The following is a 16,866-nucleotide window of genomic DNA, read 5'->3' as shown; positions in this document are numbered from 1 at the left end:
AATACCAAAAACGTATATCATATACGTTAATTATTATAAAAGTATACCTTCTAATAAGGTAATTTTAATACATTCGTAAAAAAAAGTTTTGAAATACTTCTACACTCTTGCACTTTGTTTATTAATTTCTATACAGGTAACAGCACAAAATCAAGATGGATTTTATGCAACTATGTCATTACATCATGCAAAAGCACTTGCTAAAGATGTTCCTAATGAGATAGAAATTTTATCAACGTTTCGAAATGAAGCTGCTGTTTGGATGACCCAAACGGGTAGTCATAAACTACATGATAGAATCCTCACACATGGACCTGGGTATATTTATAGAAATTCACAAGAAGAAGCAGTTACTGCCATTCAAAACCCTCAAAATAGACTTGCAGATAATACGCGTGCTGCTTTAGATTTTTCAATTACTGAAGATGCTACTGTTATTCCTACACTAGATCTTATACAAACTCAAAATATTGAAGATCATATTCTAGAATTAGAGAATTATGGTACTAGATACCACAATAGAGCTTCAGCTACGCAAGCTGCTGTAGATTTAAAAACAAAATGGGAAGAAATGGCTGCTTCGTATGGTAGAACAGATGTAAGTGTTCGTTTATTCAATCATTCTAATACTCAAATGCCCTCTGTAATCTTAACTATTGCGGGAGCTGAAATCCCTGATGAATATGTTATTGTGGGTGGACATTTAGATTCTACGTCTAATCAAGGGAATGATAATGCTCCTGGCGCTGATGATGATGCCTCAGGAATTGCAACTATTACAGAAGCAACGAGGGCGTTATTTGAAGTAGGTTTTGTTCCTAAAAGAACGATAGAAGTAATGGCTTACGCTGCAGAAGAAATTGGCCTCGTAGGATCTAACGAAATCGCAAGTCAATATGCTGCAAATAATGTAAATGTAGTTGCTGTATCTCAATTTGACATGACGCTCTTTAATGGTTCTTCTAATGATGTTTCATTTATTAGTGATTTTACAAGTGGAGAACTTACTAGCTATATGATGAGTCTTCTAGATCATTATAATGCTTCTGGAGAACATCAAGTTACGTATAGTACTTCTGTATGTAATTATGGATGCTCAGATCATGCGAGTTGGACAGGACAAGGATATATGGCTGCATTTCCTTTTGAAGCTAATTTTGGACAGCATAATGGAAATATTCATTCTACTGGAGATATGTTTAGCTTAACTAATACAGCGAGTCATGCAACTAAGTTTGCAAAGTTATGTGCAGAGTTTTTAATTGAAGTTGCAAAAAACAATGAAGTTCTTGCCGTAAATGACGTGTTAGCTTCTTCTATTTATGTAACTATTCAGGATGGCATACTATCTTATGATTTTACAGCATCTCAAAAAGAAGTGACAAGCATCCAATTATACAGTATTAAAGGACAAGAAGTCTATACAACAACCACTGTATCTGAAAGAGATCAAGTAACCTTACCTACGTTAAGTACAGGGGTGCATATCGCTACGTTTAATACGGAAAATAATACAACTCCTATCGTAAAGAAGTTGATTGTGAACTAATCATAAAATTTCACAAACTTTAAACCTAAAAAAACATCGGCTTCTCATTGGAAGTCGATGTTTTTTTATAGCTACTATTTTTTGAATATGAGAGTCTTGATTCATGATTAACTTGGATTATATCCTATTTGTTGAAACCAATCCCAATTATCCCAGTAACAGGTGATTTCTTCTATCAATCCTTTATTATTAATATTTAGTAAGAATAAGTGTTCTACATTATAATACTTTCCTTTACTCGGTATTCCAAGTATTTCTTTCTCTTGTGTTCCACCTATAAAAACTTGAACAATCGCGTTTCCTTGATTATCTATTGAAATATTTTTAACGTCATTAGACAAATCTGGAAAAGAATTAATAAGCGCTGAGGCTATTCCTTGCCAAGTAGTTCTTTCGGTTCCTTTAATTTTTCCTTTTCCGTTTTCACCTAGTGGGATATATCTGAATGTTCCATTTTCACTTGCTAAGGCAGCTGCCTTAGCAAGATCTTGATTTTTATACGCATTAAAAAAATCTGTAGCAATGCGTACTCTGTTAGCATCATCGATATCTGAAACTAATTCGATTGTTTTTTGAGCTGCAGAAACAGAAGATTGTGGGTTTTGCCCTGTAATCAAATTCCCATCTTCTACAACAAAGTCATACCAATCTTGTTCTTTAACATATATAGCTCCTTCTTCAATTAAAACATCTTCTAATAAAAATGGAACAACATCAGTCAAACCAACAGCTTCTTCTTCTGAATTAGTAAATGACGTAATACGTTTCCCTTTTGAGAAAGCATCTCCATTTATAGTTTTAACTCCTTTTAGAGCGACAACACCGTGACATACTAAACCAATAGGCTTATCTTTTTTATCAAATGCGTTTATTAATCTGGCAACATCTTTATTATCGCCTAAGTCCCACATTGGTCCATGACCTCCTGGAAAAAATAAAATATCAAACTCAGATGGGTTTACTTCAGCGATACTTTTAGTATTTTTAATAGAAGCTAAGGCTTTTTCGTCTTCTGAAAATCTTCTTGTAAATGCTGTTTGCCATTCTTCTAGTTCACTTTTAGGATCTAATGGAACATTCCCTCCTTTTGCAGAGGCAATTGTAATTGAAGCACCATGATCTAAATATTGGTAATAAGGTCCTGCTAATTCTTCTAACCAAACCCCTGTCTTTTCTCCGGTATTTCCTAATTGATCATGAGAAGTTGTTACGATAAGTACATTTAAATTTTTCATCTTATTGAATGTTTTATGATTAATTACATTGCAAAGATGCAGCGGGTTTGCCCTTAAAATCGTTGATGTATGTTATGAAAAAATCTTAACATACGTTAAGATTCTCTTCTAGCGATGTTCTTTCTTATCCTAGATAAACTTTCTGGTTTCACCCCTAGGTAATTAGCAATCATATAATTAGGAATTCTTTGTTCTAGGTTGGGATATGCTTTTAAGAAATCTAAATAACGCTCACTACTTGATTTATCCAAAGAAGATAAAATTCTATTTTGAAGAGCAACAAAAGCAGAAGTAAGTTTTATCCTAAAGAAACGATCAAATTTTGGGATATCAAGGAATAGTTTTTCTAGCTCTTGTTTTTCTATTCCATATACAACAGACTCTTCTATACAATCTATATTTAATGTTGCTTTCCCTTCTTCAAAAAAGGCCTTAAAGTCACTTATCCACCAATTTTCTTTAGCAAATTGAATGATATGCTCATCTCCATTATCATCAATCTCATAAGCTTTTAAACACCCTTTTGCAACAAAATATTCATAGGAAACTAGATCCCCTTCTTGGATAAGAAATTGTCTTTTTCTTAATTTCTTACGAACGAGTATTGAGGTAAAACGTTCTGTTTCTGTTTTATCAAGTTGAATAAGCTCTTCAATATGTTTTAAAATTTCCTCAAACATTCTTGATATATGTTATCATCAATATTTTACTTTCGCAAAAAACGACTATGCCAGCTTTCAATAGCTGGTACTTCCCAATGATGGGTATACTCTTCTAAATTAGTCACTAAGTTATTAAAGACGATTGTTTTTTTTCCGACAGCACCATCTTTAGCCATTTTTTTGAAGTCCATTAATGGTTTATAATGAATACGGTCATTTTGATAATACGTAACATTCATTTTATCTAATAAATCAACGCCTAAATCTTCTTGTATTGCTTGGATAAAACGTACTTGACTATCTATAGAGCATCCACTAGCAGATGCTTGTGATTGATCTAATGCTATAATGATAAATCGATTGTATTTAATCTCAAATCCAGCTTGAAGACTAGCTCCATGCGCTGTCCAAGAAGTGAGAAACGTTGTAAGATCTTTGCGCAACTGTGTTACTTGATCTTCTGTAAATTTCGTGTCACTTTGGTATATCCAAACTCTAGATTGAGTAGGAAGTGTATTAAAATCTGCTAGCATATACTAGAGTGTTTCTATTTTAAAATAAACTAAATGAATCGTATTTAAAATAACGATACAAAAGTCTACATATAATAATTAAGATAATGAGTCCGCCGGGAGCAGCAATAAAATCAATAAAAGAGAATTTTCTTTTTCTTTTATCTTTTTTCATAAATAGCTATTAAAGTTCTTCAGCAGAAGCGATCATCTCTGCTACATCCATTACTTCGATACTATCTTCTTTTTCTTTGTTTTTAATACCATCTGTCATCATGGTATTACAAAACGGACAACCTGCTGCTATGATATCTGGCTTTACTTCTAAAGCTTGTTCTGTACGCTCTACATTAACATCTTTATTTCCTGGCTCGGGTTCTTTAAACATTTGCGCACCTCCTGCCCCACAACAAAGTCCATTTGTTTTACACTTACGCATTTCTACAAGTTCTACTTCTAACTTACGTAGTAAATCACGTGGTGCTTCATACACATTGTTTGCTCTTCCTAAGTAACAAGGATCGTGAAAAGTGATACGTTTTCCTTTAAACTTACCTCCTTCTACTTTAAGACGACCATCTTCAAGTAATGATTTTAAAAACTGTGTATGATGTACTACTTCATAGGTGCCGCCTAAAGAAGGGTACTCGTTCTTAATTGTATTAAAACAATGTGGGCAAGCTGTTACTATCTTTTTTACTTCATATCCATTAAGCACTTCGATGTTCATTACTGCTTGCATCTGGAAAAGAAATTCATTTCCAGCTCTTTTTGCAGGATCTCCTGTACAGCTTTCTTCTGCTCCTAATACGGCAAAATCGACATTAGCTTTATTTAAAATACGAGCAAAGGCTTTTGTTATTTTTTTTGCTCTATCATCAAAACTACCTGAACAACCAACCCAAAATAATACTTCTGGTTGCTTGCCTTGCGCCATATATTCGGCCATGGTAGGTACTCTTAGTGGTTCACTCATAATGTGTGTTTCAACTTTAACGCTTCGCTCTCCCTGTAGTATTGAACCTGCCTACCGGCAGGCAAATCTCACAAGTTCGATTTCGCGAAAGCGAAATTATTATCTTCTAATCTTCAAAAACTTGGATGGTTACTTCTTTATCTACTAATTCTGTAAACTTCCCTTTATACCTGGTTGCCTTTACCAAATGATTATCTATCCAATGGTAATTTCCTCCTCTAGGTTTGCCCATTAATAGACTGTGATATTTAAATCCGTGTTGTTTTAACCACGTTTCAGTATATCCTCTATGTTCTTCTGTACGAGATGTAAAGAAGCAAATAATATGGCCTTGATCATACCAATTGTTTAATGTTTTTAAAGCATCTGGATATACTTGTGCCGTAAGCATACGTTCTGGCTCTTCATTTGGAATATCATCACAAATAGTTCCATCTATATCTATGAGATAATTCTTCATTCCGTCTGGCAACACTGGACTTACATGTTCACCATCTTCTAACTTCTCGCTTAATAATTTCTCTACGTCTTCCTTTTTCATCTCTTAGATTAATTGTTATTGATTGATTGATTGAAAATCTTTTTTACTTATTCTTATATAATGAGCCTGCACATGGACTCCCTTTTTTTTCAAATTCGGATCATTAAGATCCATTCGTGTTCGAAATAATGCTTGTTCAGACAAGGCTAATACTTGTTTTTGAGAGCAATAGTCACATAGTATTTTTTGCACTTTTACAGAGTCTATTTGTTCTTGCTTATTAAAATACACACGTGTATAGACTTTAAATTGCAAGCTATCTTCTCTCCAACTACGTTGGGCATTTCCTAAAAAAGGGAAACTTAAGAAAAATAGTATGACAATGTATTTAGCTTTCATTAATCCAATTTGCCCTATCCATTTGGTTAAATGGCCAAGGAGCCCCATTATTTTCAATATTAGTCATTGCATTATTAAGATCACTTGGTGCTGCACTCTCTTCCATAACCATGTAACGACGCATATCCAAAATAATACTTAATGGGTCAATTCCTATAGGACATGCTTCTACACATGCATTACAGGTAGTACATGCCCATAATTCTTCTTTACTGATATAATCATCTAAAAGTTGCTTCCCATCTGGCTGAAAATTTCCATTCTGGTCTATATTTTTACTTACGTCTTCTAAACGATCTCGTGTATCCATCATGATCTTACGAGGAGACAATTTTTTACCTGTTTGATTAGCTGGACATTCACTTGTACAACGCCCACATTCTGTACAACTATATGAGTTCATAAGCTGTACCCAGTTTAAATCTAATACATCACTAGCTCCAAACTTTTCTGGATCTCCTTCATCTTCTGCAGGTGCTGCAAAAGGATCTGCATTAGGATCCATCATAAGCATCACTTCTTTAGTAACTGCATCCAAATTATCTAACTCTCCTTTAGGTTTTAATTTAGCATACCACGTATTAGGAAACGCTAATAAAATATGTAAATGCTTAGAATAGTATAGGTAATTTAAGAATACTAAAATCCCAATAATATGTACCCACCAAGCACCACGCTCTAAAATGATAAGTGATGATTCTGACATTCCTTCAAATAAAGGAGCTATATACTGACTAATAGGAAAAGCACCAACTAAACCACTTTCAGAAGCATAATGATCTGCTCCAAGTATTTGTAATTGTAAATCTGCAGCATTCATGACTAAGAAAAGTGTCATCAATACCATTTCAAAATAGAGGATTAAATTTCCATCCATTTTGGGCCATCCTTTCATTTCTGGATTTAAGAAACGTTTAATTCGTATTACATTACGACGAATCCAGAATATAACAACAGCTACAAAAACAAGAAAGGCTAATATTTCAAAACTACCAATTAAGAAATCATAAAAACCACCTAAGAAACCAAAAATTCTATGCGTCCCAAAGAGTCCGTCTATGATAATTTCTAAAACTTCAATATTAATAATGATAAAGCCTACATAGACAACAACGTGGAGTATTCCTGAAATAGGACGTTTTACCATTTTATATTGCCCTAAGGCAATTTTTGCCATATTACGCCAGCGCAATGGTTTATTATCTGTTCTATCAATGTCTCTTCCGAGTTTGATATTACGAAATAGCTTCTTAATGTTTTTTGTAAAAAAACCAATCCCTAAAACAAGGATTATTAAAAATAGAATATTAGGTATGTATTGCATAATCGTTAGTTAGTATCCCACCTAACGTAACGAATCTTTAGGTGGATTATACTCCTTTGGTTTTTTGCCAAACAGCGAGAAATGTACATATCGCTTAGGATGTAATCTCATATCCTGTAGCAACAATTCCATCTGTTTTGTGGTACGTTCCAAATTTACATAAACTTGGTCATCCTGCAAAAGCTTTCCAGCCGTTCCTTTACCAGATTTAAGATTATTTGCGATTCCTTCAAAATCTGCCGCCAAGTTTTCAAAATTTGATATCAAAGTACCTATTTCAACTTGAGAAAGTGAATCTGATAGCTTTGCAAAATTATTGGAAATCTCTTCAAAATTAGATATTGTCCCTGTAAGTTTCTCTTTATTGTCTGCCAAAAGACCATTCATCGATCTAGAAGTCGTCTTTAACTCCCTAGAAATAACTGCAAAATTTGCAACAGCCTCTTTTAAATTTTTCTGAGTATCCTTATCTAAAACCGTATTTACAGACTTTACAAGGGAGTCTGTATCATTAATCGCAGATTCTATAACCGCTTGTAATGGCTCTAATCGTTCAGTAACCAGTTCCATAATTCCATTATCAATCTCGGAAGGAAGTGTATCCCCATCTTTAGCGAGTGGCCCATCATAATTAGGAACAATCGCTAGGTTCTTACCACTTATAAAACCTATACCATATACTTTTGCAATACTCTTGTTTGAAAATTCAAAATCACTCACTACATTAAAATGTACTTTCAACATTCCTGCTTTGTCTGCAAATTCAATTGAAATTACTTTTCCAACGGTCAATCCATTAATTGTAACATTGGCTCCAGGCGTAAGTCCTTCTACATTATCATATAAGGCATAAAAATTTCTGTTTTTATCTAATAAATTTTGGCCTTTAAGATAATTATAGCCTCCAATAACAATCACTAGTGCAATGATTGCTAGTATTCCAGTTCTGACTTCTTTAGAAATTTTAAGCATATAGTGTTTTATACAGGAAACAAATGTAGGAATTTAATAAGAACCCTCGCTTTAAGGAGCTATTAATTTAACACTTGCTTTAATGGCACTTGAATATTATTCTTTTCAAAAGATACTATAAAAGCAGTTGTGTACCCATTTGCTTTTGCTTCTTCTAATTTTCTTTTAATTTCTGTATAATTTGACGTAGCACCATAGTAATACTTATATACTTTTCCTTTTTTCAATCGTGAGATCTCTTTGAGCCCTTTAAAATTGTAAGGTTTAGTGGCTAATTTTCTTTTACTTGCAGCTAATTGTACTTTAAAAGTAACGCCTTCTATAATTTTATCTGGCTCTTCATTTTTAACTTCTGCTACGACAGTTTCGCCTCCTGCTATAATTTCATTATCTAAATAACTAAATACTTTGTCTTTATAGGAATTGACAGCCGTGGCGATAGCATTTGCTAATGCCAACTGTCCATTTGAAGAATTCAGATATTTTCGTTCTTGTGTATTTGTGATAAAACCTGTTTCTATTAAAATGCTAGGCATTACTGTTTGATGCAGTACAATAAATCCCGCTTGTTTTACACTTCTATCTTTTCGTTTTAATTTTTCTCTAAAGTTATCTTGAACAAGTGACGCTAGAAATACACTTTGATCTAAAAATTCTTCTTGCATGAGTTCTAGCCCAATTGCAGATTCTGGAGAATTCAAGTCATACTGTGAGTAGGTCTCTTCATAATTTTCTTCTAAAAAAACTACGGCATTTTCTGCTTTTGCAACATTGAGATTGGTTTCATTACGATGTAACCCTAAAACATATGTTTCTGCTCCATAGGCTTGTGAGGTGTGTGCATTACAATGTACAGATATAAATAAGTCTGCTTCGGCTTTATTTGCAATTTTACCTCTTTCGTGTAAATCTATAAAGACATCTTTTTTACGTGTGTAAATAACCTCTATATCCTTATTTTTCTCAAGTTCTTTTCCAAGAGCCAATACAATTTTAAGGGCAATATCTTTTTCTGGTGATCCCGCTTTAGAAGGTTTTCCATGATCTTTCCCTCCATGACCAGCATCAAGGACTACTTTAAACTTTTTTTTAGGTGGAGTTTGTGTTAAAGAAGTCGCATTTACATTAACAAAACTAAAGAGTAGCGTTAAATAAATACTAAATGAAATCAAATTACGCATCCTTTTTATCAAAATCTAATCTTTTAAGCGTTAGTTAGCAGTATTATTATATAGAATATACGTTAGCTAACGTAAATTGTTTACTGGTTATTTTCAAAATTACAAGAATTGGGTTTCAACCCGAAAAAATATATGTAATTTTGGCACTTTAAATGATGCTTGTCACACAAAAATAGGATTAATCGCATTGCAAACAAAAACTGTACACCTTTCTTTACTTATTTGCCTATCCATGCTATGTCCATTTTTGATGACAGCACAGGAGTTTCCATCCAACAATAATGCCATACCTGCATCGAAGGAAGACTCTATTAAAATCAAAGCAATTGAACAGCCGCTGGATGCGCTTTCGCGAAAGCAAACGCCTAATGACACAACTAGAGTAGTAATAGACAGTGTACGTACCGATTCTATAAAAGTAAAAAAAGAAGCACTTACTGATAAAGTAACGTATAAAGCGACAGATTACGAACGTATCAGCCGAAGTAAGAAAAAAATATTCTTGTATAATGAAGCTGAAGTAACATATGAGGATATCCAAATAAATGCAGGAGAGATTATTTTGGATTATGAAAAGAATACTGTTTTTGCTAAAGGAGTAAAAGATTCTAGTGGCGTCTATACACAAATACCTGTTTTTAAGCAGGGAGACAATGAGGTCGTACCCGATTCTATCAAATTTAATTTTGATTCAGAAAAGGCTTTGATTTACGGATCTAGGGTCGAAGGTGCTAATGGTCAGGAAATTAACTTAAAATCTGAAATTAGCAAACGTGTAAATGACTCTGTGGTATTCATGAGTAATGTAAAGATCACAACCAGTAAAAACTTAGATGATCCTGAATATTATTTTTATGCACGTAAAGTAAAATTTGTCCCAGGTCAAAAACTGGTTACTGGCCTTACCAATATGTACATTGCAGATGTACCTACTCCTATTGGATTGCCCTTTGCATTTTTCCCATTAGATAAGCAACAAAGTGTTTCTGGTTTTATTATTCCGAGTCCTGGAGAAACGAGACAACGAGGGTATTTCTTGCAAAATGGAGGCTATTATTTTGCCCTTAGTGATTATTATAACCTCGCCGTTACTGGAGATTATTATACGAATGGAAGTTATGCATTACGAGCAGATTCTGATTATAGACTACGATATCGATTTAATGGTAGATTGAGTTTTAACTTTGAAAAGATCCTAGCAAGTGAGCGAGGACTCCCCGATTTTTCAGAAAGTAACACCTATAATATACGCTGGAATCATACACAAGATGCGAAAGCAAGCCCAAATAGCAGGTTTTCTGCTTCTGTAAATTTAGGAAGTAGTAACTTCTTTCAGCAATCACTTAATCAAAGTAATACAGGTAATTTCTTAACCAACAACTTTAGTTCTTCCGTATCTTATTCACGTACGTTTACTGGAAAAACACCTGTTAATGTTACAGTTGCTGCGACACACTCACAGAATTCGCAAACGGAGGTAATCAACTTAACACTGCCGTCTGCACAAGTAAATGTAGATCGTATATTTCCATTTGCTCCTAAAAGCGGATCTAAAAAGGGAATTTTTCAAAACATTAACCTTAATTACTCATTACGAGCAAATAATCAATATACAACAACAGATAGCCTGTTTTTTACTTCAGAGATGTTTAGAGATGGACGTTCTAGTATACAACAGACTATTCCTATTTCTACCAACTTTAAAATTGCAAAATATATAAGTGCCACGTTAAGTGCTAATTATACAGAAAATACTGTTTTTAAGACGATAGATCAAAGAGTTGAAGGTAGAGAGATTGTAAGAGACACCATTAATGGCATAGATTCCTACAGAACTTATGGTACAAGCGCTAGTTTAGGTACAACTATTTATGGTTTTTTTAATTTTAAAAAGGGAAGTAAAATAGAATCCATACGGCATGTGGTACGTCCAAATATTGGTATAAGTTACACCCCTGCTTTTGATCAGTTTTTTGAAACGCTTTTAATTCCAGACCCCAATGACCCTACAGCTATAGAACCAACAGAAGAAGTGGAATTCTCTCGTTTTGACGGTAGTCCGTTAGGCGCTCCTAGTAATCGAAAAAATGCCTCCTTATCATTAAGTCTCAGCAATGTTGTAGAAGCAAAAGTCAAAGATAAAGATACCTCCGCTACAGAAGAATATAGGAAGATTACATTATTACGAAACTTAAACCTTAGAACTGCTTATAATATCACTGCAGATAGTCTAAGACTAGCTCCTATATCGGTAAGTGGTGCCATTCCTATTATCGATAACAAGCTTGAAATTAACTTTAGTGCTGGTCTCGATATATATGCTTTAAATAGCAATAACAGACGTATTAATACCTTAAATATTAATAATGGCGGAAGTCTTTTTAGAATCACTGGAGCACGTGCAAATTTTGGATATAACTTTTCCAGTAAAGATTTTGAAAGAAACAAAGATAAAAACAGGGAAACCGACCGTACCCAAAATCAAACATTTGCTGCAGGAGGAAGACCTGATAACTTATTTGGAGGCGGTGTAGATATTACAGGTAATAGTAATGGGTTACCTGAAGATGATGAAGATCAAGAAGAACAGGAAGTAGAATTCTATAACTTCAAAATCCCATGGAATCTAAGAGTTTCTTACGAAGTGAGTTATGTAAATAGTGCCCGACAAAATAATATTGGATCTCATTCTCTTGTTTTTAGTGGAGATATAGAACTTGGAAAACGTTGGACTGTAGGTGGTTCTTCTGGATATGATTTAGCAAATCCTGGTTTTACATTTACTTCCTTACAATTTGGTCGAGACTTAGAAAGCTGGAACTTACGATTTAATTGGGTTCCTTTTAGTAATCGATCTTCTTGGAACTTCTTTATTGGAATTAAAGGAAACTTATTAAGAGATATAAAATACGATAAACGTCGTGCTCCAGACGAACGACTCTAATTTTATATTTCTATCTTTAGTAGGTTCTTATTTTAAAACCATTATAAGTACATATATCATTAATCTTAAAATTTCCGCTTTCGCGAAATACCACTATGAAGAAAATAATCTCAACACCTAATGCTCCTGCACCTATCGGACCTTATAATCAAGCTGTTCTTTCTGGAAATACACTATATACCTCTGGACAAATTGCAATAGATCCGAAAACTGGACACCTTTTTGAAGGTCCTATCAAAGAAGAGACTACACTTGTTATGCAAAATTTAAAAGCAGTATTAGCTGCTGCTGACATGACATTTGAAGACGTTGTAAAAACAACCATTTTTGTAAATAAAATGAATGATTTTGCTGCTATTAATGAAGTATATGGAGCCTATTTTAATAACGAGACAGCACCTGCAAGAGAAACAGTAGAGGTTGCAAACTTACCTAAATACGTAAATGTAGAGATTTCTGTGATCGCCATTAAATAGTTGTTATGACACTATTTAGAAGTATATTTTTTGTAATCTTTTTTCTAGCATTATGTAATTCCTGCTCTAAAACAGATACGACAATTACTGTTTTAAATGATCCAGCAAATTTTAAGTATATATATCATTTTAATAATGAAAAACTTTCTGAAGACACAAAAAGTTGGAAAATTACTAAGGAAAATTTCACTTTAATTGATTCTTTATTAAAGTCAAAGTTATTGAAAAATGGTCCTCCACATGACGTACATTTCAGAACACTTTCTGAAAAATATCTAGAAAACTATTTTAGACAATACATTCCATATATTGATAAGAATGGTGATCGAATAGTGTATATTAATGCTGCTTGTTATAAAAGTGAACATTGGAAAACAAATTTAATAATTGCAAGAGATGGAGGTGATTGCTACTGGCAATTAAAAATTAATCTTGACAAGAAAATAATGTATGAATTTCATACTAATTCAATCGCATAATTATTATTTTAATAAAATCACAAAAAAAATCCCGTTTCTTAAAAAGAAGCGGGATTTTTTTTAACACCTAGTATAAATACAAAAATGCACTTATTTCTTAACTATATTTAATCAATAAAGGATGTGGTCTTTATGATGTAATACAAGTCCGTCTATAGGACGTTTTAATATCTTCCCTTCTATCAGTCCATATTGGTCTAGAAGTGTTGTAAGTTCTTTTTTGAGATAAAAAGCAATAGATCCTACAAAATGAACAGGAACTTCTTTTGCATTTGGAAATTGAAAAATTTGATTTTCAATAAATAAAGAAAGTCCTTTCTTTATTAATGTTTGGCAATACGAGTGGTCTTTATTTTCAATTAAAAATCGTGCAAAAGTTGCTAAATACGTATTAGGATTGGGATTCTTGTATAAATGATTTTTAATATTCTCAGAACTTAAATCATATGTATTACCGAACTTAGTAGATAGATCTTCTGGAATATTATTAAACTTATAATCTCTTAATAACTGTCTTCCAAAATAATTTCCACTAGCATCATCCATTAAAATATATCCTAACGAAATCACTTTTTGTTCAATTTCATTTCCGTTATAATAACTACAATTAGATCCAGTCCCTAAAATACAGACGATCGCTTTCTCCCTTTGTTCTGTATCTGTTGTAGCATACAATGCCGCATACGTATCTTCTTTAATAATAATCTCTTGAGCTTCTTTAAAAAACTCTTCAAAGACTTCTTTTATTAATTTACGAGGCTTTTCTACACCACATCCTGCTCCATAAAAATACAGACGACTCACCTCATTTCTGTGTTTATATAGCTCAAAATTATTGACAATACGTTCTGTTAATATCTCTTGTGATAACACCTGCGGATTTAACCCCAATGTTTGTGTTTGGAACAGCATAGTTCCCTCATCACTAAGGGCAATCCAATCGGTCTTTGTAGATCCGCTATCAACGACTAAAATCATAGAGTAAAAGTGCTTATACAGAATACTTCCTCCTATAATTTTCGAAAACTACAGGAGAAAATAGTCCTTATTTATAGTTCATTTACTTTTTCGGCTAAATCAACAAGTTTGTTTGAATATCCAAACTCATTATCATACCAAGAGACTAATTTGAAAAATGTCGAACTTAATTCTATAGATGCATCTGCATCAAAAATACTTGTACGGTCATCACTTACAAAATCCTGAGAAACCACTCCTTCATCTGTATAGCCCACAATTCCTTTAAGAGCTCCATCTGCTGCATTTTTAAAAGCCGCTTTGATCTCTTCTAATGATGTTTCTTTTTCTGTACTTACAGTTAAGTCTACTACAGACACATCTGCTGTAGGAACTCTAAATGCCATTCCAGTTAATTTACCATCTACTTCAGGAATTACTTTCCCTACTGCTTTTGCAGCTCCTGTAGAGGTAGGAATGATATTATTTATAGCAGATCGTCCTAGACGATAATTTTTCTTAGAAGGACCATCTACTGTAAGTTGTGTAGATGTAGCTGCATGAATCGTAGTCATCAGCCCTTCTTTTATACCCCAATTGTCATTTACAATTTTTGCAACAGGTGCTAAACAGTTTGTCGTACAAGATGCATTAGATACAATGGTATGAGCAGCAGTAAGTTTTTCATCATTTACACCCATTACAAACATAGGCGCATCTTTTGACGGTGCAGAAATCACAACTTTTTTTGCTCCAGATTGTAAGTGATAATCTGCTGTTTCTAAAGTTGTAAATATTCCAGTACATTCAGCTACTACAGTAGCGCCTACTTCATCCCATTTTAAATTTTTAGGGTCACGCTCTGCTGTTACACGTATTGTTTTTCCATCTACGACAAGGTTTCCATCTTTTACAGAAACATCTCCGTCAAAACGTCCATGTACAGAATCATATTTTAATAGATATGCAAGATGCTCTACATCTAGTAAATCGTTAATAGCAACAACATCTACATTATCACGTTTTACAGTTGCTCTAAAAACGATACGACCTATACGGCCAAATCCATTAATTCCTAATTTTAAATTTCCCATGTGTTTGTATTAAATTATGTGGTCATGATATCTGACACACGTATCAATTCCTTATTAATTTTTGATTCTCCTTTTATTGCTTTTTTAAGCGGAGTAAGTTCCATTTTATCATGTATGGTTCCTACCATGTAATTGCTTTTTCCTTCCATAAGTGACTCTACTGCTTTTACACCCATTCTGCTTGCAAGCACACGATCAAAACAGGTAGGAGATCCTCCTCGTTGCATATGTCCTAATACAGATACACGTACATCATACTCATCAAGGTTTTGGTCTACATAATCTTTAAGTTCAAAGACGCTTTTTCCTATTTTATCACCCTCGGCTACGACAACAATACTAGACGACTTGCCACTCTTCTTACTACGTTCTAATGATTCTACAAGCCTGTCTATTCCCATATCTTCTTCTGGGATAAGGATTTCTTCAGCTCCTGCTCCTACTCCTGCGTTTAATGCGATATGACCTACATCACGTCCCATAACCTCAACAAAGAATAAACGGTCATGTGAATGTGCTGTATCACGTATTTTATCTATCGCTTCTACCGCTGTATTTAAAGCAGTATCATATCCTAACGTTCTATCGGTACCATTAATATCATTATCTATCGTACCTGGAATTCCCATAACAGGAAAATTATATTCTGTATTAAAGACAAGACCTCCAGTAAAGGTTCCATCACCTCCTATAAGAACAATTGCATCAATATTCGATTCACGTAATTTATCATATGCTATTTTACGACCTTCTTTAGTCATAAAACGTTTACTTCTTGCAGACTTAAGAAACGTTCCTCCTTTATTTATAACACCTCGTACACTACGGGCATCTAACTCTATAAAATCACCATCAATAAGTCCCTCATATCCTCTATAAATTCCTACACAAGAGATTTTATGATACGCACAAGTACGCGCTACAGATCTAATAGCTGCATTCATTCCTGGCGAATCTCCACCGGATGTTAAAACTGCGATTTTCTTAATATTTTGGCTCATATGGTAGCAAATAAAAAATAAATTTAGGAAACTTAGACTAGATTATTCAAGTATTTCGCGCTGATTTTCGAGTATTTACAATCTCAAACGTTTTCGTTTAACAACTTTTTTTCAGTTAGTTGTTATTTGAGTAAAAAATGAAGGGAAAATGGCTTTTTTTGCTTTCGCGAAAGCGTACTTTTTAAGAATACTTATATAAAGAGGTATCTAATTTTATGATGTATCAAAATAACCAATTCATCTAGCAGGTAAAATTAGCATATTCATAATTTTAATACTTAACTCCATTTATATCTATTATTGATAGATGTAATCTTTAAATACAAGACAAAAAAAACACCTCAAAAGAGGTGCTTTCAATGGGTTTTATGACGAAATATCATAGACTAATTATAGGATCATTACCATGACCTCCAGGGCCCGGAAAATTAGACTCGCATTGATTCAAACATGCAGATGAAGATGTAAAACATCCCACAAAATGATAGTTACATAGACAAGCATAAACACCATCTTCACATAGTGCGCCGCCATTAATTTTTTTTAAATCCTTAGCTGTTAAAACGTTTCCTAATTTCTGTAATTTTTTCATATAAATTGTTTTAATTAATTAAAATATACATA

The 16,866-nt window shown here is 33.5% G+C and carries 17 protein-coding genes; 4 read left to right on the top strand and 13 right to left on the bottom strand.

The window, feature by feature from the left end; all coding sequences use genetic code 11:
• Positions 1 to 88 precede the first annotated feature (88 nt).
• Positions 89 to 1,549: a M20/M25/M40 family metallo-hydrolase gene (locus tag Q1A60_RS05665; protein WP_299765256.1), complete on the top strand. Its 1,461-nt coding sequence runs from the start codon at positions 89 to 91 to the stop codon at positions 1,547 to 1,549.
• A 107-nt stretch (positions 1,550 to 1,656) separates the two neighbouring features.
• Here the strand turns inward: Q1A60_RS05665 and Q1A60_RS05660 are convergent, their stop codons facing one another.
• The 9 genes from Q1A60_RS05660 to Q1A60_RS05620 form a co-directional block, all read right to left on the bottom strand.
• Complete coding sequence (locus tag Q1A60_RS05660; protein WP_299765257.1) at positions 1,657 to 2,784, bottom strand: DJ-1/PfpI family protein; 1,128 nt, start codon at positions 2,782 to 2,784, stop codon at positions 1,657 to 1,659.
• 95 nt (positions 2,785 to 2,879) lie between these two features.
• On the bottom strand, positions 2,880 to 3,464 hold the full coding sequence (locus Q1A60_RS05655) for a Crp/Fnr family transcriptional regulator (RefSeq protein WP_299765259.1): 585 nt from the start codon (positions 3,462 to 3,464) through the stop codon (positions 2,880 to 2,882).
• Between the two features lie 26 nt (positions 3,465 to 3,490).
• On the bottom strand, positions 3,491 to 3,979 hold the full coding sequence (locus Q1A60_RS05650) for an ABC transporter ATPase (RefSeq protein ID WP_299765261.1): 489 nt from the start codon (positions 3,977 to 3,979) through the stop codon (positions 3,491 to 3,493).
• A gap of 163 nt (positions 3,980 to 4,142) precedes the next feature.
• Positions 4,143 to 4,934, bottom strand: coding sequence for a (Fe-S)-binding protein (locus Q1A60_RS05645; RefSeq protein ID WP_299765263.1), 792 nt, complete (start codon positions 4,932 to 4,934; stop codon positions 4,143 to 4,145).
• A gap of 106 nt (positions 4,935 to 5,040) precedes the next feature.
• On the bottom strand, positions 5,041 to 5,475 hold the full coding sequence (locus tag Q1A60_RS05640; RefSeq protein ID WP_299682897.1) for a phosphoheptose isomerase: 435 nt from the start codon (positions 5,473 to 5,475) through the stop codon (positions 5,041 to 5,043).
• A 15-nt stretch (positions 5,476 to 5,490) separates the two neighbouring features.
• Positions 5,491 to 5,814: a hypothetical protein gene (locus Q1A60_RS05635; protein WP_299765266.1), complete on the bottom strand. Its 324-nt coding sequence runs from the start codon at positions 5,812 to 5,814 to the stop codon at positions 5,491 to 5,493.
• On the bottom strand, positions 5,804 to 7,138 hold the full coding sequence (locus Q1A60_RS05630) for a (Fe-S)-binding protein (RefSeq protein WP_299765269.1): 1,335 nt from the start codon (positions 7,136 to 7,138) through the stop codon (positions 5,804 to 5,806). The genes Q1A60_RS05635 and Q1A60_RS05630 overlap by 11 nt, the downstream gene beginning before the upstream one ends.
• Positions 7,139 to 7,159: 21 nt before the next feature.
• Complete coding sequence (locus tag Q1A60_RS05625; RefSeq protein ID WP_299765271.1) at positions 7,160 to 8,110, bottom strand: MlaD family protein; 951 nt, start codon at positions 8,108 to 8,110, stop codon at positions 7,160 to 7,162.
• 62 nt (positions 8,111 to 8,172) lie between these two features.
• A complete protein-coding gene (locus tag Q1A60_RS05620; RefSeq protein ID WP_299765273.1) occupies positions 8,173 to 9,291 on the bottom strand; it encodes an N-acetylmuramoyl-L-alanine amidase in 1,119 nt (372 codons plus the stop codon).
• Between the two features lie 187 nt (positions 9,292 to 9,478).
• Here Q1A60_RS05620 and Q1A60_RS05615 point away from each other — a divergent pair, with 187 nt between their 5' ends.
• The 3 genes from Q1A60_RS05615 to Q1A60_RS05605 all read left to right on the top strand — a co-directional run bounded on the left by Q1A60_RS05615 (position 9,479) and on the right by Q1A60_RS05605 (position 13,190).
• A complete protein-coding gene (locus Q1A60_RS05615) occupies positions 9,479 to 12,235 on the top strand; it encodes a putative LPS assembly protein LptD (RefSeq protein WP_299765275.1) in 2,757 nt (918 codons plus the stop codon).
• Between the two features lie 95 nt (positions 12,236 to 12,330).
• Positions 12,331 to 12,711, top strand: coding sequence for a RidA family protein (locus tag Q1A60_RS05610; protein WP_299765277.1), 381 nt, complete (start codon positions 12,331 to 12,333; stop codon positions 12,709 to 12,711).
• Positions 12,712 to 12,716: 5 nt separating this feature from the next.
• A complete protein-coding gene (locus tag Q1A60_RS05605) occupies positions 12,717 to 13,190 on the top strand; it encodes a hypothetical protein (protein WP_299765279.1) in 474 nt (157 codons plus the stop codon).
• A 111-nt stretch (positions 13,191 to 13,301) separates the two neighbouring features.
• Here Q1A60_RS05605 and Q1A60_RS05600 read toward each other — a convergent pair whose 3' ends face one another.
• The 4 genes from Q1A60_RS05600 to Q1A60_RS05585 all read right to left on the bottom strand — a co-directional run bounded on the left by Q1A60_RS05600 (position 13,302) and on the right by Q1A60_RS05585 (position 16,834).
• Positions 13,302 to 14,168 (bottom strand): N-acetylglucosamine kinase, encoded by an 867-nt coding sequence (locus tag Q1A60_RS05600; RefSeq protein ID WP_299765281.1) that lies wholly within the window; start codon positions 14,166 to 14,168, stop codon positions 13,302 to 13,304.
• 71 nt (positions 14,169 to 14,239) lie between these two features.
• On the bottom strand, positions 14,240 to 15,241 hold the full coding sequence (gap, locus tag Q1A60_RS05595) for a type I glyceraldehyde-3-phosphate dehydrogenase (RefSeq protein ID WP_299765283.1): 1,002 nt from the start codon (positions 15,239 to 15,241) through the stop codon (positions 14,240 to 14,242).
• Between the two features lie 14 nt (positions 15,242 to 15,255).
• Complete coding sequence (gene pfkA, locus Q1A60_RS05590; RefSeq protein WP_299765285.1) at positions 15,256 to 16,242, bottom strand: 6-phosphofructokinase; 987 nt, start codon at positions 16,240 to 16,242, stop codon at positions 15,256 to 15,258.
• Between the two features lie 379 nt (positions 16,243 to 16,621).
• On the bottom strand, positions 16,622 to 16,834 hold the full coding sequence (locus tag Q1A60_RS05585) for a hypothetical protein (RefSeq protein ID WP_300007380.1): 213 nt from the start codon (positions 16,832 to 16,834) through the stop codon (positions 16,622 to 16,624).
• Between the last annotated feature and the right edge of the window lie 32 nt (positions 16,835 to 16,866).

The sequence above is a fragment of the uncultured Dokdonia sp. genome, from assembly GCF_947492535.1.
GTDB lineage: Bacteria > Bacteroidota > Bacteroidia > Flavobacteriales > Flavobacteriaceae > Dokdonia.
Note: the sequence above shows the minus strand (reverse complement) of the source record. Positions and strands in the feature narration are given on the sequence as shown.